This is a genomic window from Planococcus alkaliphilus, assembly GCF_057031095.1.
The window spans coordinates 2,110,833-2,134,006 of sequence record NZ_CM168060.1 but is presented as its reverse complement, the minus strand read 5'-3'; the positions used below and the strand labels follow the sequence as shown (position 1 = coordinate 2,134,006).

Here is a 23,174-nt window from a genome sequence, read left to right as displayed (position 1 = left end):
GTTGAAGGGAGAAAGTGCAGATGCGTTATTTAACAGCAGGAGAATCACATGGGCCACAGCTTACAGCTATTATTGAGGGGCTGCCGGCACAAATGCCTTTAACGGCAGAAATGATTAACAAAGAGCTTAAAAGGCGACAAGGCGGCCATGGCCGCGGTAGACGTATGCAAATTGAAAAGGACACAGTGGAAATCGTATCAGGAGTGCGCCACGGGAAAACGCTGGGTTCACCTGTCGCTTTAGTCGTTAAGAACGATGACTGGAAGCACTGGACGAATATCATGGGAATCGAACCGATTGATGAAAACGATGAAGTAAAGCGCCAAATTTCACGTCCGCGTCCTGGACACGCAGATCTTAATGGAGGCATGAAATACGGCCACCGGGACCTTCGGAACGTTCTAGAACGCTCTTCTGCACGGGAAACCACGGTTCGCGTAGCTGTTGGTGCGGTAGCCAAACAATTGCTATCACAATTAGGAATAGAGATTGTTTCCCATGTAACGGAAATTGGCGGCATAAAAACAAATCCGGAAAGCTATATCGGGAAATCAGCTGCAGAAATCCGGGAAATCGTTGAAAACGATGCGGTTTACTGTGCAGATCCATCCGTCACAAAACAAATGACTGATTTAATAGATGAAACGAAAAAGAATGGCGATTCGATAGGCGGTACAGTTGAAGTTATCGTTGAAGGAATGCCGCCTGGAATCGGCAGCTACGTCCATTATGACCGGAAGCTGGATGCGAAAATCGCAGCGTCGGTTATGAGCATCAATGCATTTAAAGGCGTGGAATTCGGCCTTGGATTTGAAATGGCGAGAAAACCAGGCAGTCAAGTCCATGATGAAATCCTATGGTCAGAAGAACAGGGCTATACGCGCAGAACGAATAACTTAGGCGGTTTTGAAGGCGGTATGACGACGGGTATGCCTATTATCGTCAGAGGCGTCATGAAGCCGATTCCGACTTTGTACAAACCGCTTCAGAGCATTGATATTGAAACGAAAGAACCTTTCCAGGCAAGCATCGAACGTTCTGATAGCTGTGCAGTGCCAGCTGCATCGATTGTGGCTGAACATGTAGTCGCATGGGAAGCTGCTAATGCGCTATTAGAGCAATTTGATGCAGACCAGCTTCCAAGGCTCAAAGAAAACGTGCAGAATTACTTAGATTATACAAAGGGGTTCTGATTATGCCGACCATTCGAGTAGAAGCAGGACGGCCTTATAGCGTACATATTGGATCGGATGTTTTTGGGTTATTAAATTCCGAATACCGTGAACTGCTTGGATCAGCTGACCGTATTATCGTAATTGCGGATGAAAAAGTTGCTTCACTTCATTTAGACCAATTATTGCCGTATCTGGAATCTTATAAAGTGGATGTCTTTAAAGTGCCTGCGGGAGAACAGGCAAAGTCAATTGACGTTTTCATGGACTGCCATAGCTTTCTGTTAGCAAAGGCCTGTTCTAGAAAAACTTTGATCCTTGCTTTTGGCGGAGGCGCGACAGGTGACCTGTCAGGTTTTGTTGCATCGACTTTTATGCGAGGGATCCCTTATATCCAACTGCCAACGACTATTTTGGCTCATGACAGCGCAGTTGGCGGGAAGACGGCGATCAATCATGCTTTAGGAAAAAATATGATTGGCACTTTTTATCAGCCTGAGACGGTTCTGTATAATGTCCAGTTGTTAAAAACTTTACCGGACCACGAATGGCGGTCGGGTATGGCCGAAGTCATCAAACATGCTTTTATTTCAAATGGGCAATGGTTGGATGAGTTACTGGCTGTAGAGTCTTTCAAAGATTTAACCGAACAGCAATTAATAGAGCATCTTGAAAAAGGGATTGCGGTCAAAGCCGCTATTGTAGAAGAAGATGAGTTTGAAAATGGCATGAGAAAGTTTTTGAATTTTGGGCACACCTTGGCACACGCCTTAGAAGCTCATCTTGGCTACGGAAAAATCACACACGGGGAAGCGGTCGTGCTAGGCATGGCCTATGCTCTCCACCTATCAGGCAACGATAAGTCCACTGTGTTTTTGGAGTGGGGGTTTCGGCATGGCTATCCCTTTGAGAAGATAGTGGGAATTTCGTTTGAAGACGTGCTGCCTTATATGAAAAAAGACAAAAAGTCATCGGATGGAAACTTGAATTTTGTCATGCTTCACCAAATCGCACAGCCACAAATGGAGAAAATCGATGAGCAATTTGCTGCAAAAAGTTATGAAGAACTACGTTTAAAGATTGGAGAGATGACGAAATGATTCGTGGAATTCGAGGAGCCATCACGGTTTCAGCAGATAAACCTGAGGAAATTTTAATGGAAACAAAAAAACTTGTCACAGAGATGGCCAAGGAAAACCGAATCGATCCGGATGCTGTAGCATCGGTCATTATTTCAACAACTACTGACATCTCCTCCGCTTTTCCCGCAAAAGCTGTACGGACGCTTGAAAATTGGACCTATGTCCCAGTGATGTGTACGCATGAGATGGATGTTCCCGGAAGTTTGCCATTATGCATCCGTGTCATGATGCACGTGAATACAGAAGTCGCTCAAAATGAAATCCAGCATATTTACTTGAATGATGCGATTAAGCTTAGACCTGATCTAGTGAAGAAAAGCCGGGTGGAAGCAAAATGAACACTCATGTCCTAATCATCGGCCTTGGATTGATTGGCGGATCGTTGGCAAAGGCCCTTCAACGCCATCCAGAAGTGCATATTTCCGGATATGATGCGGATGCTCTGACAGCTCGAAAAGCTTACAAGATGGGAATCATACATAGTTCTCCACCGTCTGTTGAAATTGCAGCCAAAGAAGCGGATGTGATCATTTTTGCGACGCCGGTGGCGACAACCTTGAAATTGATGGAGCAAAGCAAATACTGGGATTTGAAAAATGGCGTTATCTTAACGGATACCGGCAGCACGAAAAAAACGATCATGGAAGCTGCAAAAAATCTTGATCGCATCTTTATCGGTGGGCATCCTATGGCGGGATCCCATAAAAGCGGAGTGGAAGCAGCTAAGGAAATGCTATTCGAAAATGCATTTTATGTGCTGACGCCGAACGAAGGGGCTTCAACGGAAAGCATTGCGTTTTTGAAAGAACTCCTTTCAGTCACGAAAGCGAAAATTGAAGTTCTGGCCGCAAAAGACCATGATCACATGACGGCGATTGTCAGCCACTTCCCTCATTTGATTGCTGCCTCGCTAGTTCACCAATTGGCGAAAGAAGAAGAATATCCTTTTACTCGTCAACTAGCTGCAGGCGGATTCCGCGACATTACGAGAATCGCTTCGTCGAATCCGGAAATGTGGCGGGATATCACAACTCAAAATAATGCGATGATTGTACAGCAAATGGATAATTGGATGGCGGAAATGGCTGAGCTTCGGGAGTTATTGGTCGAAAATGAAGAAACCGCCATTCAACATTATTTCCAAGAAGCAAAATCAGTCCGCGACGAATTGCCGATTGCAGGGCATGGGGCATTGTACAGTGCATATGATTTGTATATCGACATTCCGGATATTCCCGGTATCCTTTCCGAAATTACGGGTTATTTAGCTGAAGAGCAAATCAGCATTGTTAATTTGCGGATCATCGAAACCCGTGAAGATGTCTTCGGTATCCTCGTCATCAGTTTCCAGACCCCGGAAGATCGGGAAAAGGCTCGGATTTGTTTTAATAGAAGAACTTCTTATGATTCTTATATTTCGTAAAAGGGGGCGGCATTGTGGCATTAACTTTAACATTTTCAAAACCGTCATTAAAAGGTGAAATTCAAGTACCAGGCGATAAATCGATCTCCCATCGTGCTATCATGTTCGGATCGATTGCAGAAGGCACGACAACAGTCGAAGGATTTTTGCTCGGGGATGATTGTTTAAGCACCATCAGTTGCTTCCGGAAGATGGGTGTGGAAATTGAACTGGACGGAAAATCCGTCAGTATTAAAAGCGGAGGTGAGGCCTCTTGGAAAGAGCCTGCCGAAGTGCTGGATACCGGGAATTCGGGAACCACGACGCGGTTAATGTTAGGGCTTCTTGCCAGTTCATCTTTCCATTCAGTTGTAGCAGGGGATGAATCGATCGCAAAACGGCCAATGAAGCGGATCATCAACCCGCTGCGCGAGATGGGGGCGGATATAAGAGGCCGCCAAGATGGCCAATTTACACCTTTAGCCATTCAAGGAACCCAGTTAAAAGCGATCGAATATACCTTGCCTGTAGCAAGTGCCCAAGTCAAATCTGCTATTTTGCTTGCAGCACTGAAAGCAGAAGGCAAGACGGTCGTCGTAGAACCGATGCCGACACGTGATCATACAGAAATCATGCTGGAGCATTTCGGAGCAAGCATCAACCGAACAGCAGACGGCCGCATCGAAATCGAAGGCGGGCAAAAGCTGACGGCTGCACATGTTGAAGTACCGGGTGATATTTCTTCAGCCGCATTTATGATCGGAGCCGCATTAATCACGGAAAAGAGTACAGTGAAATTGACGAATGTAGGAATAAATCCGACGCGTACAGGAATTCTCGATGTGATTGAGCAAATGGGAGCCGACTTTGACGTCAAAGAACTTGAAACGGCTGGTGAACCAGCTGCTGATTTAACGATCCGTTCATCCCAATTGAAAGGGATTGAAATCGGCGGCGATTTGATTCCCCGTCTGATCGATGAAATTCCATTGATTGCCTTGATTGCAACACAAGCTGAAGGGCGGACGGTCATCAAAGATGCTGAAGAACTTCGGGTAAAAGAAACGGACCGTATTTCAGCGGTTGTGGCAGAATTATCCAAAATGGGTGCAGATATTACCGCTACGAAAGACGGCATGATCATTAACGGGCCGAGTAAATTGCACGGAGCGCATATGAAGTCATATGGAGATCACCGCCTCGGCATGATGGCCGCTGTAGCCGCATTGATAGCGGATGGGGAAGTGAAAATTGACGACCCGGATTGCATCGCTGTGTCGTTTCCAAATTTTGTCGAAGAGATGAATTCTCTACTCCAATAACTCTCCTTAGGGGGAGTTTTTTATTATGATTCGAACAAACTTTCGTGTAGGATGGAAGTATGAAACTGAAAAGAATAGGTGATTGAATGGCGAGTATAGAAGATATTCAAAAAGCGGTGAAACTGGGAGACCCCGATTCCGTCAATAATTTACTGGAGGCTTATCTGCTCAGCGGAGATCCCGATGAACAATATGGATTGGCCGAATGGCTGGCGGAAATCGGCTACGTAGAAGAAGCGATAAAAGTGCTGGAGCATCTTCAGTACATTTTCCCTGAAGAAGGGCAGCTTAAGATTGACCGCGCCAATCTCCTGATCGAAATCGACAGGGAAGATGAAGCGCTGAATAGTTTGATGGAAGTTTCAAAAGAAGATGAATTGTATCCACAAGCGCTTGTAACGCTTGCCGATCTATTCCAATTGCAGGGGTTGCTTGAAGCGGCAGAAAGCCGGCTAAACGAAGCAATCGACTTGCTGCCGGAGGAGCCTTTGCTTATGCAGGCGAAAGCGGAATTATTGCTGGATTCAGGAAGGTACCTTGAATCAGCTAAGATTTATCAGGATTTAAAAGATCAGGACATTGTGATAGAAGGCATCGATCTGTCTGAAAGGCTGGCTGAAGTATACAGCGCTGGAGCTGCATACGAAGAAGCGCTGCCCCATTATGAAGCAGCTTTGAAACAGCAAGTACAGCCGGATGTCTTGTACCGTGCTGCTTTCGCTGCGTTTCAGACGAAACAATACGAACTGGCCGTGCGCCAGCTGAATGAACTGCTGGAAATTGATCCGGATTATTTCTCTGCCTATCTGCTCCGGGCGCAGAGCTATAATTTGGCCGAAGATTATGAAGCGGCTTATAAGGCGAGTCTGGAAGGGATAGCCCGGGATGAGTTTGGCAAAGAACTTTATTTATTCGCCGGAAAATTAGCCATGAAGCTTGGTCATACAGAAGATGGTGTGAAGTATTTGCGTGAAGCCATTGCGTTGGACCCGGAATACATGGAAGCCATTTATACGCTGATTTCATACTTCCACGCGGAAGAATTGGATGAGGATGTATTGGAGCTGGCGGAAAATGTCATTGCCAACGAAGATGATTGGGCCGGACTCTACCCAATGCTCGCTGAATCTTATGAACGGATGGAACAATTCAATCAAGCAACGGTATATTATGAAAAAGCCTATCCTGCTTTTCAAGATGATCCGAACTTCCTTGAAAAATTCGCGCGCTTTTTAATTGAAGAAGGGAAAAGGGAGCGGGCTCTCGAAATCATTAAAGAGCTGCAGGTTCTGGAACCTGAAAACCCTGAATGGTTTGACTGGCAGCAGTCATTCGAATGAAAGGAGGTTGGCCAATGACCGCATATATCTCTGTTGGGGAGAAAAAGCAATTCGTCAAGTGGTTTTTGCAATCCTATAAGATGAAGAGAAGGGAATGCATATGGATTCTTAATTACATGCTTAGCAATGAAGAGCTTCTGGAAAAAACACATTTCGTGGAAGAAGCGCATTATTGTCCCCGAGCTATGGTGATGTCTTCTACAGAATCCGATGAAATTCCTTTCCGTTTCTATAAGGGCAATCTGATGACGGCGGATGCTGAGAAATCTTTTCATGATTTGCGGCTAAATCCAGATGACGATCTGTATGTGCAATTAAACTTTCCTAACCGTCCACCTTCGCCTCTTTATATATCGGTGCTTGAGGAAAATCCGTACATGCCGAAGAACGCGTCGATTACGGACCAAGACCGCCTAATAGCGGAAAAAGTGCTTGAAGAAAGCATGTCCACATTCCAGGAGGAGAAAATTCTCCAGCAAATTGATGAAGCATTGGATTCGAATGACCGGGAACGTTTTTTTGAATTGTCTGCCTTGCTTCATTCAGTGAAGACTTTAAAGAAAATGGAGAGTGAATAAGCTTTATGCATTTTACAGGTAAAGATGTGGATCAATACGTACAGCAACAGGAATATGTCGATACTGCTGTTGTGCCTTTGGTTCAGTTGGACCTTAGCCCAGGCGGATTAAAGCCTAGCGCTAGCGCTTCCGACTATTTGCAATCATTGACCAATCTATTAGAAAAACAATTTAAAGGACGTGTGCTGCTTTTTCCGCCGCTTACCTATAGCAAAATGGCGGATCGCGCACGCATAGCAGCAGAAATTTCAGGCGAGTTGAGCAAGACTGCATTCAAACATGTATTTTACGTGACAACCGATCCCGAATGGCGGGGTATCGAAGAGGCGCCAAATGTCATCTGGCTTCCGGCAATTCCAACCGAGAATATGGATCAATCGTTCAAGCTATCGGTCATGGAAGACCAACTGCGCCAAGTATTGCCGGTTTTCTTGAAAGAATGGTCAAAGCCTTCATGAAATGTTCACAAACTGTCATATTCGCTTCATTGCGATATTGACCTTAACATTTGATTGATATATCATTAGGTTGTCCTAGTAATTATATTTGAAATGAGTATGTCCATTGGACTGACCTTGAATGTTAGAGGGGGGATAAGGATGAGTAATAATCGTGTATCACGACGTCAATTTTTGGGCTATACGTTAACAGGTGTAGGCGGATTCATGGCAGCAGGGATGCTAATGCCGATGGTTCGTTTTGCAGTTGACCCAATTCTCCAACAGCACGATGCTGGAGATTTCATATTGACTGACACAGCAGTAGCTGATTTATCAGAAGAACCTGTACGCGTCGACTTCGCTTATGAACAAGTAGATGCATGGTATACATCTGAAGTAACTAGTTCAGCGTGGGTGTATAAAGAGGGAGATAAACTTGTTGCCCTTTCACCAGTCTGCAAACACTTAGGATGCACAGTAAACTGGGCAGCCGACCCGGAACACCCGACCCAATTCTTCTGCCCATGCCACGCAGGGCGCTATGAGAAAAACGGTCAAAACGTCGCTGGAACACCGCCGCTTGGACCGCTCGATGAATTCGAAGTTGAAGAAAGAGACGGTTTTGTGGCTCTAGGTGCAGTAAAAGCGAACACAATAGTTTAATAGTTAGGGGGTACGACACCAGTGCTAAACAAGTTATATGATTGGGTTGATGAGCGATTGGATATTACGCCTATCTGGCGCGATATCGCTGACCATGAAGTACCGGAACATGTTAACCCCGCACACCACTTTTCAGCATTCGTTTACTGTTTCGGAGGACTTACGTTCTTCATTACAGTAATTCAAATTCTATCTGGTATGTTCTTGACAATGTACTACGTACCAGATATTGAAAATGCTTGGGAATCGGTTTATTATCTTCAAAACGAAGTTGCTTTTGGAGAAATTGTGCGCGGGATGCACCACTGGGGAGCTTCTCTTGTAGTTGTTATGATTTTCCTACATACACTACGAGTATTCTTTACGGGTTCTTATAAAAAACCTCGTGAATTGAACTGGATCGTAGGCGTTATGCTATTTGGTGTAATCCTAGGATTAAGTTTCACTGGTTACCTGCTTCCATGGGATATGAAAGCATTGTTTGCAACAAAAGTAGGTATTCAGATTGCCGCTTCTGTTCCGTTAATCGGTGAGTCGATCAAAGTATTGCTTGCAGGGGATTCAACAATCCTCGGAGCGCAAACTTTGACACGATTCTTCGCGATCCATGTATTCTTCTTGCCAGCTGCTTTGCTTGGGTTGCTTGCAGCGCATTTTATCATGATCAGAAGACAAGGTATTTCTGGCCCGCTATAAGACTAGCGGCCACAAGGATTTATTTAAGGAGGGGACACTATGCATCGCGGAAAAGGGATGAAATTCGTTGGGGACTCCCGTGTTAAAGGCTTACAGCATCGTATGCCGAACGTTCCCAAAGATTACTCCGAATATCCTGGCAAAACAGAAGCGTTCTGGCCAAACTTCCTTTTGAAAGAATGGATGATTGGTGCTGTCTTCTTAATTGGTTTCTTGCTTTTGACTGTCGCTCACCCTTCTCCTTTGGAAGGTAAAGCAGATCCGACAGATACAGGCTATATTCCATTGCCAGACTGGTATTTCTTATTCTTATACCAATTATTAAAATATGAATTTGCATCTGGTCCATTCAACATTGTAGGTGCCATCATCGTTCCAGGTCTTGCATTTGGTGCGCTTGCGCTTGCTCCGTTCTTGGATCCAGGTCCAGAAAGACGGCCTTCTAAACGTCCGCTTCCAACTGGTTTTATGCTTCTTGCAGTCGCTTCAATCGTTTTCCTTACTTGGGAATCTGTTGCTAACCATGACTGGGAAGCTGCTGAAGCACAAGGGCAAATCGTGGAAGAAGTGGAAATCGATACAGCCGACCCAGGGTATGAAATTTACTCAGGCGCCGCTTGCATCAGTTGCCACGGCGATAATTTAGAAGGTGCTGTTGGTCCAGCTCTAACAAATACAGAGCACACAGCAGAAGAAATCGCTGAAATCGCTGTAAATGGTATTGAAGAAGACGGCGAACAAAAAATGCCGCCGTCTTGGGAAGGTTCAGAAGAAGACCTTAAAGTCATGTCTGAATTTATCGATGGCCTAAGCGAATAATTAAAGCACGAAAAGAGCCGGGAAACCGGCTCTTTTTTTCTATCTGAAGGGGTGAACCAGATGATATCGTTTATGCAAAAAATTTCTGCGTGGCTGATGTTCCGGCCATTTTTGTTCTTAGTATTTCTGATTAACTTAGGCGGGACTGTCTATGGCTTCATTTGGTATAAATGGCAATTGGACATCACCGAGCCCAAATTCCTTATTTTCGTGCCAGACAGTCCAACCGCGAGTATGTTCTTTACCATTGTCTTAGGGCTTTGGCTCATTGGCAAAAGGAATGGCTTGATCGAGGCTTTAGCGGTAGTCACATTGATTAAATATGGTTTGTGGGCAGTTGTGATGAATCTGCTTACACTGGTTGAAACCGGTTCGATCGGCTGGATGGGATGGATGCTGATCGGTTCGCATTTTGCTATGGCACTTCAAGCTGTATTGTATATTGACCATTATCGCTTCGGCTGGATTTCTGCTTCGCTCGCTGCCATTTGGACATTGCATAACGATGTTATAGATTATGTCTTTGGCCAGATGCCCATTTATCGCAGTTTAGATGCCTATAGTGCCCAGATTGGCTACTTCACTTTCTGGCTTTCGATTGCATGCATCGCCTTTGCATTTTTCGTTGTGAACCTCAATAAACCTCGCGCCGTATCAGTTGACCATAGCTGACCAATCCTTGTAAAATAAGGAGAGAGGAATAAAAGAGAGGTGTGATAATTAGATGGGTTTTATCGTCTATTTTATAATTTTGCTGATTATTCCAATGTGGGCACAGTTTAAATTAAAACGGACCTACGGCAAATATTCAAAAATACGGTCAACTTCCGGGATTACTGGGGCACAAGTTGCACGAACTATATTAGACCGCAACGGATTAACGGATGTACAAGTAATTGAAAGCCGCGGAATGTTAAGTGACCATTATAATCCACTCACAAAAGTTGTTGCGTTAAGCAGCCATAACTATCACGACGCTTCTGTAGCGGGTACAGCAGTTGCTGCGCACGAAGTGGGTCACGCGATCCAAGATGCTGAAGATTATTCATTCTTGAGATTGCGCCATCGTTTAGTTCCGATTGTAAATATTTCGTCGAATATGTCATGGGTCTTCATCATGATCGGTTTGTTTACTTATTGGAGCGGGGGTTTGCTGATCGGAATCATCTTGTTGGCAGCTGGGGTATTATTCCAATTGATTACGTTGCCGGTAGAATTCAACGCATCTAGCCGGGCGATGGATCAGCTATTGGAGCATAATATCATCCGCAACGACGAGGAACGCCATGCGAAGAAAGTATTGAGTGCCGCTGCCATGACCTATGTCGCAGCCACTGCAGTAGCTGTATTGGAACTTGCACGGTTATTGCTTATTTACACAAATATGAACAGATCTTAATAGAAAAAGCCGGCCCGAGAATGGGCCGGCTTTTTCTATGTTCAGCCAATTGGCTGTTTTTGTTCATCCAGCGTGAATCCTTCACCCATGACGTCATGGACTTCCGTCAAGGAAACAAATGCATGGGGGTCGACGCTGTTGATAATATTCTTAAGCCGGACAATTTCGTTTTTAGCTACAACACAATAGAGCACTTCCCGCTCTTCTTTTGTGAAGTGGCCATAGCCGCGGAGAATGGTGATGCCTCGATCCATTTCATTCGCAATGCGCATGGCGATTTCTTCTTGGGAATTTGAAATGATCATGGCCCCACGTCCGGAATAAGCGCCTTCCTGTACAAAGTCGATGACGCGTGCCCCGACAAAAACGGCGACTAAGGTATACATCATCGTCCGGTTATCGAGGAACGTCAAGCGTGAAAGGACGATAACACAGGCATCGAATAGAAACATCGTTTTTCCCATGCTCCAGCCGCTGTATTTCTGCACCAAACGGGCAATGATATCCACTCCGCCCGTAGTCCCGCCGTAGCGGAAAATGATGCCAAGGCCGACACCGACAAACACTCCGGCAAATAAAGTAGCCAAGAACAGATCATTATGCAAATCGATTTGGATTTCGTAGACCAAAAAGATTTTTAAGAACACCGAAACCGCAACCGTGCCGATGATCGTATAAAGGAAAACCTTCCTTCCAAGAAGTTTCCAACCGATGAAGAATAAAGGGATGTTTAATAATAAGTTCATCAACGCAGGGTCCCAATTAAAAAGGAAAAATAAAATCAAGGTAATTCCGGCAAATCCTCCTTCACCCAATTCATTCTGGATATTGAAATGGACAAAACCGAAACTATAAATAGCTGCACCAAGCAAAATGAAGAATATATTCTTCAACTGTAAACCTTTCATGACACCGAACCAACTCCTTTTGGAAAAACTCAACTTCTGTATTATCGTTTATTATTCTGATTTTGACAACAACTCTAGTTTTCTTTACGATGAGATGAGGAGTGTGATGATATGAGCGGAGATAAATCAATGAGACAATTGCAGCAAGATGTGGATAATTATATTGGACAATTCAAAGAAGGGTATTTCACCCCGATGGAAATGATGGCACGGATGACAGAAGAGCTTGGAGAGTTGTCACGCGAAGTCATGCATCAATTCGGCCCGAAGAAAAAGAAATCCTCCGAACAAAAGAATTCCGTTGAAGAAGAAATGGGCGATGTTCTATTTGTCCTGATCTGCATGGCGAATTCAATGGATATCGATTTGGCAAAAGCCCATGACGGTGTCATGGAGAAATTCAATACACGGGATAAAGACCGTTGGACCAGAAAGGAAGAAAACTAATGGCAATTCGAGTAGCAATAGCAGGTGCCCGGGGGAAAATGGGCCAAGAAGCTGTACATACGGTCATGAAAAATGAAAACATGGAATTAGTAGCTGTTTTGGATTACAAAGAAATCGGCGCAAGTTTAGCGGATACTTCATTATTTCCGGACACTTATCAAGTTCCTGTTTATATGGATTTGAAAAAATTGCATACGGAAACGAAACCGGATGTCTTAGTGGATTTGACTTCACCCGAATCCGTCTATGAACATACGAAAATGGCGCTGCAGTTGAATATTCGTCCAGTGGTCGGGACTACCGGTTTCTCAGATGAGGAATTAGACGAACTCACCCAATTAGCGAGGGATTCGAAAATTGGCTGCATTATCGCGCCGAACTTTGCAGTGGGGGCTGTTCTGATGATGAAATTTGCGGAACAGGCTGCTAAGTATTTGCCGGACATCGAAATTATCGAAATGCATCACGATCAAAAATTAGATGCCCCTTCAGGTACAGCGATGAAGACAGCGCATTTGATTTCCGATCAGCGTCCGGTTCATGGACAAGGGCATCCGAAAGAAAAAGAGACTTTAAGAGGCGCTCGCGGAGCGGATTATGACGGCATGCGGATTCACAGCGTCCGGTTGCCGGGCTTAGTTGCCCATCAGCAAGTTTTGCTTGGAGGAGACGGCCAATTGCTGACAATCAGGCACGACTCTTTTAATCGCGGCTCATTTATGTCTGGCGTTGTCCTTTCAATTGAAACGGTGATGGAAAAAGAAGAATTGATCTACGGATTGGAACATATCATTTAAAAGGGGAAGATTTTATGAAAATCGCTTTAATTGCTCATGACCGGAAAAAAGACGATTTAATCCAATTTGTTACAGCATACCAACCAATTTTAGCCGAACATACATTATACGCAACCGGCACTACAGGCAAACGCATTATTGACGGAACCGGTTTGGATGTCATTCGTTTCCAATCAGGACCTCTAGGCGGAGACCAGCAGATTGGAGCCATGATTGCAAAAGATGATATGGATATGGTAATTTTTTTCAGAGATCCGTTGACAGCACAGCCGCATGAACCGGATGTAACGGCATTGATCCGTTTATGCGATGTCTATAATGTTCCTCTTGCTACCAATATGGGCACGGCTGAAGTTTTGCTGCAAGGCTTAAAAGAGGGATTTGTGGATTGGCGCCTGATACAAGGGCGCAGAAACTAGGGGGAGATACAGGTGCGTAAAATGAAAATTGGGATTACCTGCTACCCAACTGTAGGGGGTTCTGGAGTAGTTGCGACAGAACTCGGGAAAATGCTTGCAGAAAAAGGGCATGAAATCCACTTTATCACCTCCAGTACCCCATTTCGTTTAAACGGAATGGATGCGAATATTTATAGCCATCAAGTGGATGTCAATAGTTACTCGGTATTTCAATATGCCCCTTACGACATCGCTTTAGCTACGAAAATCGCAGAAGTGATCAAAAATGAAAATTTGGATTTGATGCATGTGCATTATGCAATTCCGCATGCGGTATGTGCAATTCTCGGCCGGGATATGGCTGGATCGGATATCGGCATCGTGACAACTTTACACGGGACGGATATTACAGTGCTTGGAACGGATTCTTCATTAAAAGAAGCAATCCGCTATGGCATCGAGAAATCGGACGTTGTGACGGCTGTTTCGGATTCCTTGAAAAATCAAACCTATGAAATGATCAATCCTGATAAAGAGATTCAAACCGTTTACAATTTTGTTGACGAAAGGGAATACAGCCCGAAAGATTCAAGCGGGCTAAAAGCGGACTTGGGATTAAGTGAGAATGCGAAAATTCTGATCCATGTATCCAACTTCCGGAAAGTGAAACGGGTGATGGATGTCGTTGAAACTTTTTCTAAAGTAAACCGGGAGATGGACACGCGACTGTTGCTGGTCGGAGATGGACCGGAGATGGGCAGGATTGTCCAGCAAGTACGAGAGTTGAAACTTGAAAAACAGGTCTTATTTTTAGGGAAACGGGACAACCTCTCTGAACTTTATAGTTTAAGCGATGCCAAATTATTATTATCCGAGAAAGAAGCGTTCGGCCTCGTATTATTGGAAGCGATGGCTTGCGGTGTTCCTTGTGTGGGATCGTCTATCGGCGGAATTCCCGAAATCATCAACCACGGAGAAAACGGCTTTTTGGTGGAGTTAGGTAATACGGACCGGGCTGCAGAATTCATTATAAGCATGCTGAAAGATGAAGAAATGCACAAAAAGATGAAACTTGCGGCATTGGCGACTGTCAAAGAACGTTTCCATTCGGAACAGATTCTAAAGCAATATGAAAAAATCTATGAGGGTTTATTAGATAGAAGGAAGTTGCAATGAAAACAGCCATTAAAGTGATTGAACAGCTTGAGAAAGCAGGGTTTGAAGCATATATGGTAGGCGGTGCGGTCCGGGATTATCTGCTTGAAAAAATGCCGCATGATATTGATGTGGCGACCAATGCCTCACCAAAGCAAGTGAAATCCCTATTCGAAAAAACGGTCGATACCGGCATTGAACATGGAACCGTGCTTGTGTTAAAAGATGGAACCGGAATCGAAGTGACGACATACCGGACGGAAGGGACTTATTCCGATAACCGGCGTCCCGACTCTGTGGAATTTGTCCAATCGTTGGAAGAGGATTTGAAGAGGCGCGATTTTACCATTAATGCCATGGCTATGGATAAAAAAATGGACATCACCGATCCTTTTGGCGGGGCACATGATTTAGAAAAAGGGTTGATCCGGGCAGTCGGGAATCCGGATGAACGATTTCAAGAAGATGCGCTTCGCATGCTGCGAGCCATCCGGTTCTCCAGCCAATTGGATTTTCAAATCGACCCGGCTACCTTAACTTCCATTGGGCATCAGGCACATTTAATCGAATCGATTGCGATTGAACGCATCAAGAGTGAAATCGATAAGATTATGCTCCATGAGAAAGCTTGGCGAAGTTTCAATTATTTAACGGATACTGGACTAGCGCAGCATCTGCCTTCCGGTTATTTGTTCAAAGCCGATTGGACGAAGTTTCAGCCAGTTGATGCGGCTGTTGCGGGCTGGGCTTTTATGCTGTTTGAGAACACGAAAGACATAGAAGAAATTTTGCCGTATCGTTTTTCCAACGAAGAAAAACAGACGATCAAAAGGGCATTAGAAGCCGCTCGCCTTTCGGAATGGAATGAGTGGATTTTTTACAGTTATACAGCTGCGCAGTTAACGATTGCCGCTTCACTGCAAGGTCGTAAAGAGGACATAGCCGGACGGAAATCCAAGCTGCCGATCCGCAATAAGGCGGATATGGCGGTAAATGGTTCCGATTTAATGAAGTGGAAAAGCCAAAAGCAAGGTCCCTGGATAAAACAATGGCTCGCACAAATCGAGCGGATGATTGTCTTTGGGGAGTTGGCCAACGATAAAGAACTCATAAAGGATTGGTTCATGCATGAATATCACGATCACCAATAAATTAGCAGAGCGTTTGATAGAAGCCAAAGGCGAACCGGTTTCGGGACAACAGCTCGCCGATGAATTCGGTGTCTCACGGACAGCGATTTGGAAGCATATTAAAGAGCTTGTGGAGCAAGGATATGGCATCGAGTCCATCAAGAAAAAAGGCTATTATTTAACTTCCGCCCCGGACACGCTCGATGCAACGGCGATTGGTGCAGGACTAGCTACCAAGAAGCTCGGGCAAGTTATCCACTACGTTGAATCTTGTCCATCCACTCAGATCATAGCGCATCAACTCGCTCAAGAAGGTACGCCTGGTGGGACCATCGTGTTGACGGAAGAGCAGACAGCCGGAAGAGGAAGGTTGGCGCGGAAATGGGATTCTGCCGCTAAAAAAGGGATTTGGATGAGTGTCGTCCTGCGTCCGGATGTCGTCCCACAAAAAGCGCCTCAATTTACATTAGTCGCAGCGGTTGCAGCCGTTCGGGCGATTGAAGAAGTGACCGGCTTAAACCCGGAAATTAAATGGCCTAATGATATTCTAATAAAAGGCAAAAAAAGCACGGGGATCTTGACGGAATTGCAATCAGATGCTGACGGCATACAAGCATTGATCATTGGCATCGGGCTGAACGTCAATCAGTCGCTGCAAGATTTTCCGGAAGAATTGCGGGATATTGCCACTTCACTAAGTATTGAAAGCGGAATGCCGGTAAACCGGCAAGAATTGGTGCGGTCGCTTTTGCATCACCTTGAAATTTATACGGATCTGTACATCGAAACCGGATTTGGCGTGCTGAAAATGTTATGGGAAAGCTATTCATCGAGCATCGGCAAAACGGTGCGTGCAAGAATGGCAAAAGAGACTTTGACAGGCATCGCAGAAGGCATCACGGAAGACGGCGTGCTCCAGCTCCGCACGGCGGATGGCAAATTGCATGGCATCTATTCGGCCGATATTGAAATGACAAACTGAAGTGTTTTGTTTTTTTAGCATTTCTGCTATAGTAATTTTAGTTGGATCAACGGGCAGTATCGCTTGCGAACTGCACCTGAAATCTATGGCTATTTTGCAAGAAAATACAATTTGATAATCAACATCTGCCTTGATCTACTATATGACAGGGACGGAGGAAACCACACACAAATTTACTGTCCTTCTGTCTTTTTTTGATAGAAGGGCTTTTTATATGGTTTTCTTCCCGAGAGGAGAGAAAAGTTTTGCATACAATTAATACCGTCACAGAATTGAAGGAATGGGTCCGCAGCCAAAAAAACGAAGGGCGTTCCATTGGCCTGGTTCCCACTATGGGCTTTTTGCATGAAGGGCATTTATCCCTCGTCGAAAAAGCGAAAGCTGAAAATGATTTGGTCGTCATGAGCATCTTCGTCAATCCTGCTCAGTTTGGACCGAATGAAGATTTCGACCGCTACCCAAGAGATTTGGAGCGTGATCAGCAGCTGGCTGCTTCAGTAGGAACAGATATCATTTTTGCGCCATCGGTCGAAGAAATGTATCCAAAAGAATCATCGATTTCATTTTCTGCTGGAAGATTGGCTGATAAGATGTGCGGAGCAACACGTCCTGGCCATTTTGACGGCGTTTTAAAAGTGGTCACGAAATTATTTCATTTGACTGAAGCGGACCGGGCATATTTCGGCCAAAAAGATGCACAGCAATTGGCTATTATTGAATCACTCGTTTCAGACTATGATTTTCCGGTTGAAATTCGCCGGGGTGAAACGGTGCGGGAAGAGGACGGCCTGGCCAAAAGTTCACGAAACGTTTATTTAAGTGAAACAGAGCGCAATGAAGCGCCTCATCTGAACAAAGCACTGCAAGCTGGAAAACAAGCGGCTTTAGCAGGCGAAGATCCGAAAGCTGCAGCAACGGCCTATCTTCGACAGCATACATCCGGCAAAATTGATTATATTGAATTCCTATCGTATCCGGCTTTAACTTCAGCCATTGAAGGGGAGGCCATTTTGGCCTTGGCTGTCCAATTTGAAAAAGCTCGCTTGATCGACAATATTATTTTTAATCCAAAGGGGAACTGAACATGTTACGTATGATGTTAAATTCGAAAATCCACCGCGCGACTGTTACGCAAGCAGACTTGAATTATGTGGGAAGCATCACGATCGACCAGGATCTGCTGGATGAAGTCGGCATGCTGCCAAATGAAAAAGTGCATGTCGTCAACAATAACAATGGCGCACGCTTTGAAACGTATATCATTGCCGGCGAACGCGGCAGCGGAGTGATCTGTGTGAACGGTGCAGCAGCCCGCCTCGTGCAAAAAGGCGATATCGTAATCATTTTGACATACGGCTATGTCATGGATGAAAATGCTAGAAGCCATAAACCGACAGTAGCCATCATGGATGAGAACAATCGAATCCGGGAGATCATCAATTACGAACCTGAAGCTACCGTGATGTAAGCATCTATAGTTTAAAAAGACTGATTCAAAGCCAAGGGGGAAAAGCATTGCTTTTCCCCCTTGGCTTTTTCTGATTTTTTTGTTCACTTACCTGTAAAGAGAATGTCGGCTGAATTAGCCAGTCCGTAAGACGGAATGCGCTTGGATATGTTACAATTTTTGAAGAGAGAATCACCCGAGAAAGAGGGCTTGTGATGAACACGCAAAAATATGTCGTTGTCGATATTGAAACTACAGGCCATTCCCCTGCTAAAGGTGACCGGATTATTCAAATAGCGATGGTAACGATTGAAAACGATAAAATTATTGATACATATACTGAATTTATCAATCCGGAAAGAAAAATTCCGTTGTTCATTCAGGATTTGACGAATATTACAGACGCTGATGTGTCAGGTGCACTTCCCTTCGAAGCCCATGCTGACACCATTTTCGATAAAATGCGCGATGCGATTTTCATTGCCCATAATACGAATTTTGATCTGCCATTCCTGCAGTCGGAATTCAAGCGCAGCGGATTGCCGGCTTGGCAAGGATTGACGATGGATACAGTCGAACTTGCCCGTTTGATGTATCCGACGTCATTCAGCTATAAATTGCAGGATATCACTTCGGAGCTTGGCATTCCGCTCCAAAGTGCCCATCGTGCAGATGATGATGCCATGGCAACAGCACTTTTGTATTTACAGGCAAAAAAAGACATGCAACGGCTGCCTTATGAAACCTTAGCGCTTTTGCACAGACGCTCGTTTCAATTGAAGTCCGATTTATCCCGGCTCTTTTTCGAAATGACCCAGCAAAAACGAAATGGGCAAAGTGAAGCTTTTGAAAACTTTAAAGGCGTCCCGTTAAAAGTCCGTCCGAATTATTCACCGACTTCAGAAAAGGCATATTCTGCGGTATTTGACTGGGAAGAGCGCCTCGAAACGGCCTTTCCGCATTTTGAACGGAGACAAAGCCAGTTTGATATGATGGCTTCCATCCAATCAGCTCTTCATAACAAAGAAGAATTGGTCATTGAAGCTTCCACTGGAATGGGGAAAACGATCGGTTATTTATTGCCGGCTGTAAATCATTCCTTAAAGACTGGAAAACAAGTTCTTATCAGTACGTATACGACGCATCTGCAAGACCAGCTAGTCCAAAAAGAAGGCGGGATTGTGGAACAACTGGTCGGCGGGCCGGTGCGCATTTCACTCATCAAAGGCTTGCGCCATTATATCGATCTGGGCCGTTTTACGGAATTGCTGCAGGGAGAAGATGAATCTTACGATGAGACGTTCACCATCATGCAAGTATTGGTGTGGCTGTCTTCGACGGAAACCGGTGACTTGAATGAGTTGAATACTTCAAGCGGAGGACAGTTCGTCCTGGATAAAATCCGGCGCTCGCATTTGCGCAAATTGTCCCGAGAAGAAAAAGCGCTCGATTTTTATGAATACGCACTGGAACGTTCTAAAAACGCTCATGTCATCGTGACAAATCATGCATTTTTATTAAACCAGCGAATGACCAACCAAAGCATTTTGGAAAACGTCGATGCCTATATTTGGGATGAAGCGCATCAAGTGGTGCAAGCAGCTGTCTCCCAATACGAAAAGACCTTTGTCTACACGCAGTGGAAATATATTTTCGGGCAATTGGGTACGTACGATGATCAGCAATTATTCTACGAACTTTATCAAGCGGCAGAAGCGAGCGGATTTTCCAACGTCCCCGAAATGCTGCATCTAGAAGCGTTATTCAATAAATTCACGGCAATTTTTGATGAGTTGGCCTTATCGCTGACTGCTGCTTTCCAGAACCGGTTCCAAGGGAGCCGCCATAAGAAATGTGCTTCGCTGTTAGCGGAACTTCCTTATGAGAAAGATCGTTTCATGGATATGCTTCGCTTTTTGAATGAATGGATCGATTTATCGCAATTGATTCTTCAAAAAGCCGAGCGTTTGACAGAAACAAGCATTCAAGATCGCTTGACGATTACAGACTGGCGTTATTGGACCGAAGAGCTGATGGTCAAAGCGGTTGAGTTCAGTGAAATCTTTGTGTTCCCGTTGGAAGATGAAGTCAGTTGGATTGAAGGAGATTTGAGAAGCCTTCCAACGAGTCTGTCTTTATACAAACAGCCGTTTGAAGTGACTTCAATCGTTCAGCGCATCGTGGCGCCGATACGGGGTGAAAAAGCGGTGATTTGGCTGTCCGGCACCATGAGCGTGCCATCAAACGAACGCTTTATCGTCAATCAGCTCGGCATTCCTCATGAAGTGCCGATTACGAAATTTGAACCGCCGAAAGAGTTTTACCAAGGAGCCCGGGTTTTTGTCGTCGAAGACATGCCCGACATCCAGCAGGTTTCACAAGTCGAATACATTGAATCAGTAGCTGATGCAGTCATCCAGACCGTGCTTGTCACCGAAGGCCGCTGTTTTGTTTTATTCACTTCGCAAGATATGCTGCGAAAAACGGTGGACTTGATCCAAGACACCGGGCTTCTCGATGAATACATGCTGTTTGCCCAAGGAATTTCTTCCGGCAGCCGCATGAGGCTGTTGAAATCATTCCAACGCTTCCAGAAATCCGTACTGTTTGGAACGAATAGCTTTTGGGAAGGCGTGGATGTGCCGGGAGATGCGCTCCGTGCTGTGGTCGTTGTTCGCCTTCCGTTCACATCTCCGGATGAACCGATTTTTAAAGCGAAATCCGAAATGATTTCCAGAGAAGGCATCAATCCTTTCATGCATTACGCATTGCCGGAAGCAGTATTGCGGCTGCGCCAAGGCTTTGGGCGTCTGATCCGTTCGAAAAACGACCAAGGAATGTTCATTGTCCTGGATCGGCGAATTGAAACGAAGTCCTACGGAAAAGAATTTTTGAATGCTCTGCCAAAAGTGAAAGTCTCGAAAGTGTCCTTAGAAAAGATGGTAACCGATATTGAACATTGGTATAATAAGCAATGAAATAAAGAACGGCGAATAGAGCCAAACTCTATCAGCTAAACACAGTAGACAAAATGAGAGGAAGGTCGCTTTGCATGGAATCGAAAATAGAAGTGCTCTCCACTATTAATGTGAAATATCAGCCAGATTTGTATAAAGTGGTAGATGCTTTAAATCGAACGTTAAAACACAATGATCTGATGTTTGGACTTGCATTGGACAAGGAAGATCCGGAACAAGCGATCTTTACAATTTATAAGACTTAGGTGATCAAATGAAGCAATGGGTTACTTTTATACTTGGATTTTTATCTTTTTTGGCTGTCGCTTTAATGATCATTGTCATTGTAGCTGGCAATAAGCCGTATTCCGATGTGGAACAGCGAGCGATTGAACGGGTCAAAGATGAAAATTTGCTGGCAGAAGTGAAACAGGCTTATGTGTATGCCAATAAGCAAACTTCTGTAACCGTCATTGGAACTGATGCCAAAGGAAAACTAAATGCCATTTTTGTACCAACTGGCGAAGGGGAATTGAAAATTGCTTCGCTTGACGATGCAGTGACGGCAAAACAGGCCCGAAAAGCAGTGGCTGAAGAAGCGGATGTCGATGAATTCCTGCATACGCGGCTCGGCATGGAAAAAGACGGTGCCGTTTGGGAAGTCGCTTATAAAGATAAAGAAGACCAGTTGAATTATATTTATATTATGGCGAGTGATGGAAAACAGTGGAAGAAGATTTTGAATTTGTGAAAGGGTTGAACAACTTTGATTAACTTAGCAAATCGTGTACAGACTTTAACGCCTTCAACTACTCTAGCGATCACAGCAAAAGCGAATGAGCTGAAAGCCAAAGGCGTTGATGTGATTGGATTAGGAGCAGGAGAACCGGATTACAACACTCCTGAAAATATCTTATTGGCTGCTTACGAGTCGATGAAGGAAGGGAAAACGAAATATACACCTTCTGGCGGACTTCCGGCATTGAAAAAAGCGATCATCGATAAACTTCAGCGCGATCAGCAATTAAGCTATCAGCCAAACGAAATCATGGTCGGCATCGGTGCAAAACACGTGCTTTATACGCTGTTTCAAGTATTGCTCAATGAAGGCGATGAAGTCATCATTCCGATTCCTTATTGGGTCAGCTATCCTGAACAGGTGAAATTGGCTCAAGGTGTTCCTGTATACATAGAAGCTACAGCCAGCCAGGAGTATAAAATTACTGCAGAGCAGCTGCGCGAAGCAATTACAGATCGGACAAAAGCGATTATCTTGAATACGCCAAGCAACCCGACGGGCATGATCTACACAAAAGAGGAATTGGTGCAATTAGCGGAAGTTTGCCGTGAATTCGATATTTTAATCGTTTCGGATGAAATTTATGAAAAACTGATTTACGGAGAAGCGAGCCATACCTCCGTTGCCGAATTGTCAGATGATGCAAAAAATCGGACAATCGTCATTAATGGCGTTTCGAAATCCCATTCGATGACAGGATGGCGCATTGGCTATGCAGCAGGAGATGCGGCAATCATTAAAGCGATGACAGACCTTGCAAGCCATTCGACATCAAATCCGACAACGACTTCCCAATACGCTGCAATTGAAGCATATAACGGGACGCAAGAACCTGTAGAAGAAATGAGAAAAGCGTTTGAGAGCCGTTTGGAAACGATTTTCCCGAAAGTCGCAGCCATTCCAGGATTTAAAGTGCTTCGTCCGCAAGGTGCTTTCTACCTCTTGCCGGATGTTTCGGAAGCTGCGCAAAAGACAGGCTATAATTCAGTGGATGATTTTGCAACTGCATTATTGACTGAAGCGAATGTAGCTGTAATTCCAGGGTCTGGATTCGGTTCGCATTCAACAATCCGCCTTTCCTATGCGACATCGCTTGAAGCACTTGAAAAAGCGGTTGGACGCATTCACGAATTTGTCCAATCAAAATGGAACGATTAAAAGACAACTATTGACTTAAATTT

At 44.7% G+C, this 23,174-nt stretch carries 26 protein-coding genes; 25 read left to right on the top strand and 1 reads right to left on the bottom strand.

All coding sequences use genetic code 11. The features are described from left to right. The first annotated feature begins 20 nt into the window (after nucleotides 1–20). The 13 genes from aroC (at nucleotide 21) to AC2EXB_RS11395 (ending at nucleotide 10,973) form a co-directional block, all read left to right on the top strand. The gene (gene aroC, locus AC2EXB_RS11455; protein WP_483601512.1) at nucleotides 21–1,193 is read left to right on the top strand and encodes a chorismate synthase; all 1,173 of its coding nucleotides are present in this window, start codon (nucleotides 21–23) and stop codon (nucleotides 1,191–1,193) included. Nucleotides 1,194–1,195: 2 nt separating this feature from the next. Next, nucleotides 1,196–2,272 (top strand): 3-dehydroquinate synthase, encoded by a 1,077-nt coding sequence (aroB, locus tag AC2EXB_RS11450; protein WP_483601510.1) that lies wholly within the window; start codon nucleotides 1,196–1,198, stop codon nucleotides 2,270–2,272. Further along, nucleotides 2,269–2,652, top strand: a complete 384-nt coding sequence (gene aroH, locus AC2EXB_RS11445) for a chorismate mutase (RefSeq protein ID WP_235196448.1) — start codon at nucleotides 2,269–2,271, stop codon at nucleotides 2,650–2,652. The genes aroB and aroH overlap by 4 nt, the downstream gene beginning before the upstream one ends. Further along, nucleotides 2,649–3,737: a prephenate dehydrogenase gene (locus AC2EXB_RS11440; RefSeq protein ID WP_235196447.1), complete on the top strand. Its 1,089-nt coding sequence runs from the start codon at nucleotides 2,649–2,651 to the stop codon at nucleotides 3,735–3,737. The genes aroH and AC2EXB_RS11440 overlap by 4 nt, the downstream gene beginning before the upstream one ends. Before the next feature lie 14 nt (nucleotides 3,738–3,751). Further along, complete coding sequence (aroA, locus tag AC2EXB_RS11435) at nucleotides 3,752–5,038, top strand: 3-phosphoshikimate 1-carboxyvinyltransferase (protein WP_483601508.1); 1,287 nt, start codon at nucleotides 3,752–3,754, stop codon at nucleotides 5,036–5,038. An 86-nt stretch (nucleotides 5,039–5,124) separates the two neighbouring features. Then, nucleotides 5,125–6,378: a tetratricopeptide repeat protein gene (locus AC2EXB_RS11430; protein WP_483601507.1), complete on the top strand. Its 1,254-nt coding sequence runs from the start codon at nucleotides 5,125–5,127 to the stop codon at nucleotides 6,376–6,378. Between the two features lie 14 nt (nucleotides 6,379–6,392). Next, the gene (locus AC2EXB_RS11425) at nucleotides 6,393–6,956 is read left to right on the top strand and encodes a ReoY family proteolytic degradation factor (RefSeq protein ID WP_235196442.1); all 564 of its coding nucleotides are present in this window, start codon (nucleotides 6,393–6,395) and stop codon (nucleotides 6,954–6,956) included. A 5-nt stretch (nucleotides 6,957–6,961) separates the two neighbouring features. Continuing rightward, nucleotides 6,962–7,414 carry a DUF2487 family protein gene (locus AC2EXB_RS11420; RefSeq protein ID WP_483601506.1) on the top strand — a complete coding sequence of 151 codons (453 nt, stop codon included), beginning with the start codon at nucleotides 6,962–6,964 and terminating at the stop codon, nucleotides 7,412–7,414. Nucleotides 7,415–7,555: 141 nt separating this feature from the next. Beyond that, entirely contained in the window at nucleotides 7,556–8,059 is a 504-nt protein-coding gene (locus tag AC2EXB_RS11415; protein ID WP_052651405.1) for a QcrA and Rieske domain-containing protein, read from the top strand. Between the two features lie 21 nt (nucleotides 8,060–8,080). Beyond that, on the top strand, nucleotides 8,081–8,755 hold the full coding sequence (qcrB, locus tag AC2EXB_RS11410) for a menaquinol-cytochrome c reductase cytochrome b subunit (protein WP_052651406.1): 675 nt from the start codon (nucleotides 8,081–8,083) through the stop codon (nucleotides 8,753–8,755). Between the two features lie 39 nt (nucleotides 8,756–8,794). Continuing rightward, complete coding sequence (locus tag AC2EXB_RS11405; protein ID WP_483601505.1) at nucleotides 8,795–9,574, top strand: c-type cytochrome; 780 nt, start codon at nucleotides 8,795–8,797, stop codon at nucleotides 9,572–9,574. 60 nt (nucleotides 9,575–9,634) lie between these two features. Continuing rightward, a complete protein-coding gene (gene lhaT, locus AC2EXB_RS11400) occupies nucleotides 9,635–10,246 on the top strand; it encodes a lipoprotein heptaprenylglyceryl N-acetyltransferase LhaT (protein ID WP_397443693.1) in 612 nt (203 codons plus the stop codon). Nucleotides 10,247–10,298: 52 nt separating this feature from the next. Then, complete coding sequence (locus tag AC2EXB_RS11395; protein WP_235196435.1) at nucleotides 10,299–10,973, top strand: zinc metallopeptidase; 675 nt, start codon at nucleotides 10,299–10,301, stop codon at nucleotides 10,971–10,973. 41 nt (nucleotides 10,974–11,014) lie between these two features. On the opposite strand, the gene AC2EXB_RS11390 is transcribed toward AC2EXB_RS11395, so the two are convergent. Then, on the bottom strand, nucleotides 11,015–11,881 hold the full coding sequence (locus tag AC2EXB_RS11390; RefSeq protein ID WP_235196434.1) for a YitT family protein: 867 nt from the start codon (nucleotides 11,879–11,881) through the stop codon (nucleotides 11,015–11,017). A 111-nt stretch (nucleotides 11,882–11,992) separates the two neighbouring features. On the opposite strand from AC2EXB_RS11390, the gene AC2EXB_RS11385 reads away from it, so the two are divergent. The 12 genes from AC2EXB_RS11385 (at nucleotide 11,993) to AC2EXB_RS11330 (ending at nucleotide 23,151) form a co-directional block, all read left to right on the top strand. Further along, nucleotides 11,993–12,328 carry a nucleotide pyrophosphohydrolase gene (locus AC2EXB_RS11385; protein WP_483601504.1) on the top strand — a complete coding sequence of 112 codons (336 nt, stop codon included), beginning with the start codon at nucleotides 11,993–11,995 and terminating at the stop codon, nucleotides 12,326–12,328. Next, on the top strand, nucleotides 12,328–13,125 hold the full coding sequence (gene dapB, locus AC2EXB_RS11380) for a 4-hydroxy-tetrahydrodipicolinate reductase (RefSeq protein ID WP_483601502.1): 798 nt from the start codon (nucleotides 12,328–12,330) through the stop codon (nucleotides 13,123–13,125). Before AC2EXB_RS11385 ends, dapB begins: the two co-directional genes overlap by 1 nt. A 14-nt stretch (nucleotides 13,126–13,139) precedes the next feature. After that, nucleotides 13,140–13,544 carry a methylglyoxal synthase gene (gene mgsA, locus AC2EXB_RS11375; protein WP_235196428.1) on the top strand — a complete coding sequence of 135 codons (405 nt, stop codon included), beginning with the start codon at nucleotides 13,140–13,142 and terminating at the stop codon, nucleotides 13,542–13,544. Nucleotides 13,545–13,565: 21 nt separating this feature from the next. After that, the gene (bshA, locus tag AC2EXB_RS11370) at nucleotides 13,566–14,699 is read left to right on the top strand and encodes an N-acetyl-alpha-D-glucosaminyl L-malate synthase BshA (protein WP_483604743.1); all 1,134 of its coding nucleotides are present in this window, start codon (nucleotides 13,566–13,568) and stop codon (nucleotides 14,697–14,699) included. Beyond that, entirely contained in the window at nucleotides 14,696–15,829 is a 1,134-nt protein-coding gene (locus tag AC2EXB_RS11365; protein WP_483601501.1) for a CCA tRNA nucleotidyltransferase, read from the top strand. The genes bshA and AC2EXB_RS11365 overlap by 4 nt, the downstream gene beginning before the upstream one ends. Continuing rightward, complete coding sequence (locus tag AC2EXB_RS11360; RefSeq protein ID WP_483601499.1) at nucleotides 15,807–16,790, top strand: biotin--[acetyl-CoA-carboxylase] ligase; 984 nt, start codon at nucleotides 15,807–15,809, stop codon at nucleotides 16,788–16,790. Before AC2EXB_RS11365 ends, AC2EXB_RS11360 begins: the two co-directional genes overlap by 23 nt. 245 nt (nucleotides 16,791–17,035) lie before the next feature. Then, complete coding sequence (gene panC, locus AC2EXB_RS11355) at nucleotides 17,036–17,872, top strand: pantoate--beta-alanine ligase (protein ID WP_235196423.1); 837 nt, start codon at nucleotides 17,036–17,038, stop codon at nucleotides 17,870–17,872. A gap of 2 nt (nucleotides 17,873–17,874) precedes the next feature. Beyond that, nucleotides 17,875–18,258: an aspartate 1-decarboxylase gene (gene panD / locus AC2EXB_RS11350; RefSeq protein WP_483601496.1), complete on the top strand. Its 384-nt coding sequence runs from the start codon at nucleotides 17,875–17,877 to the stop codon at nucleotides 18,256–18,258. Nucleotides 18,259–18,452: 194 nt separating this feature from the next. Then, nucleotides 18,453–21,215 carry an ATP-dependent DNA helicase DinG gene (gene dinG / locus AC2EXB_RS11345; protein ID WP_235196421.1) on the top strand — a complete coding sequence of 921 codons (2,763 nt, stop codon included), beginning with the start codon at nucleotides 18,453–18,455 and terminating at the stop codon, nucleotides 21,213–21,215. Between the two features lie 74 nt (nucleotides 21,216–21,289). Next, nucleotides 21,290–21,460, top strand: coding sequence for a YpmA family protein (locus tag AC2EXB_RS11340; RefSeq protein ID WP_483601494.1), 171 nt, complete (start codon nucleotides 21,290–21,292; stop codon nucleotides 21,458–21,460). Between the two features lie 8 nt (nucleotides 21,461–21,468). Further along, nucleotides 21,469–21,945 (top strand): cell wall elongation regulator TseB-like domain-containing protein, encoded by a 477-nt coding sequence (locus AC2EXB_RS11335; protein WP_483601493.1) that lies wholly within the window; start codon nucleotides 21,469–21,471, stop codon nucleotides 21,943–21,945. A gap of 15 nt (nucleotides 21,946–21,960) precedes the next feature. After that, nucleotides 21,961–23,151: a pyridoxal phosphate-dependent aminotransferase gene (locus AC2EXB_RS11330; RefSeq protein WP_311195554.1), complete on the top strand. Its 1,191-nt coding sequence runs from the start codon at nucleotides 21,961–21,963 to the stop codon at nucleotides 23,149–23,151. The last annotated feature ends 23 nt before the right edge of the window (nucleotides 23,152–23,174 follow it).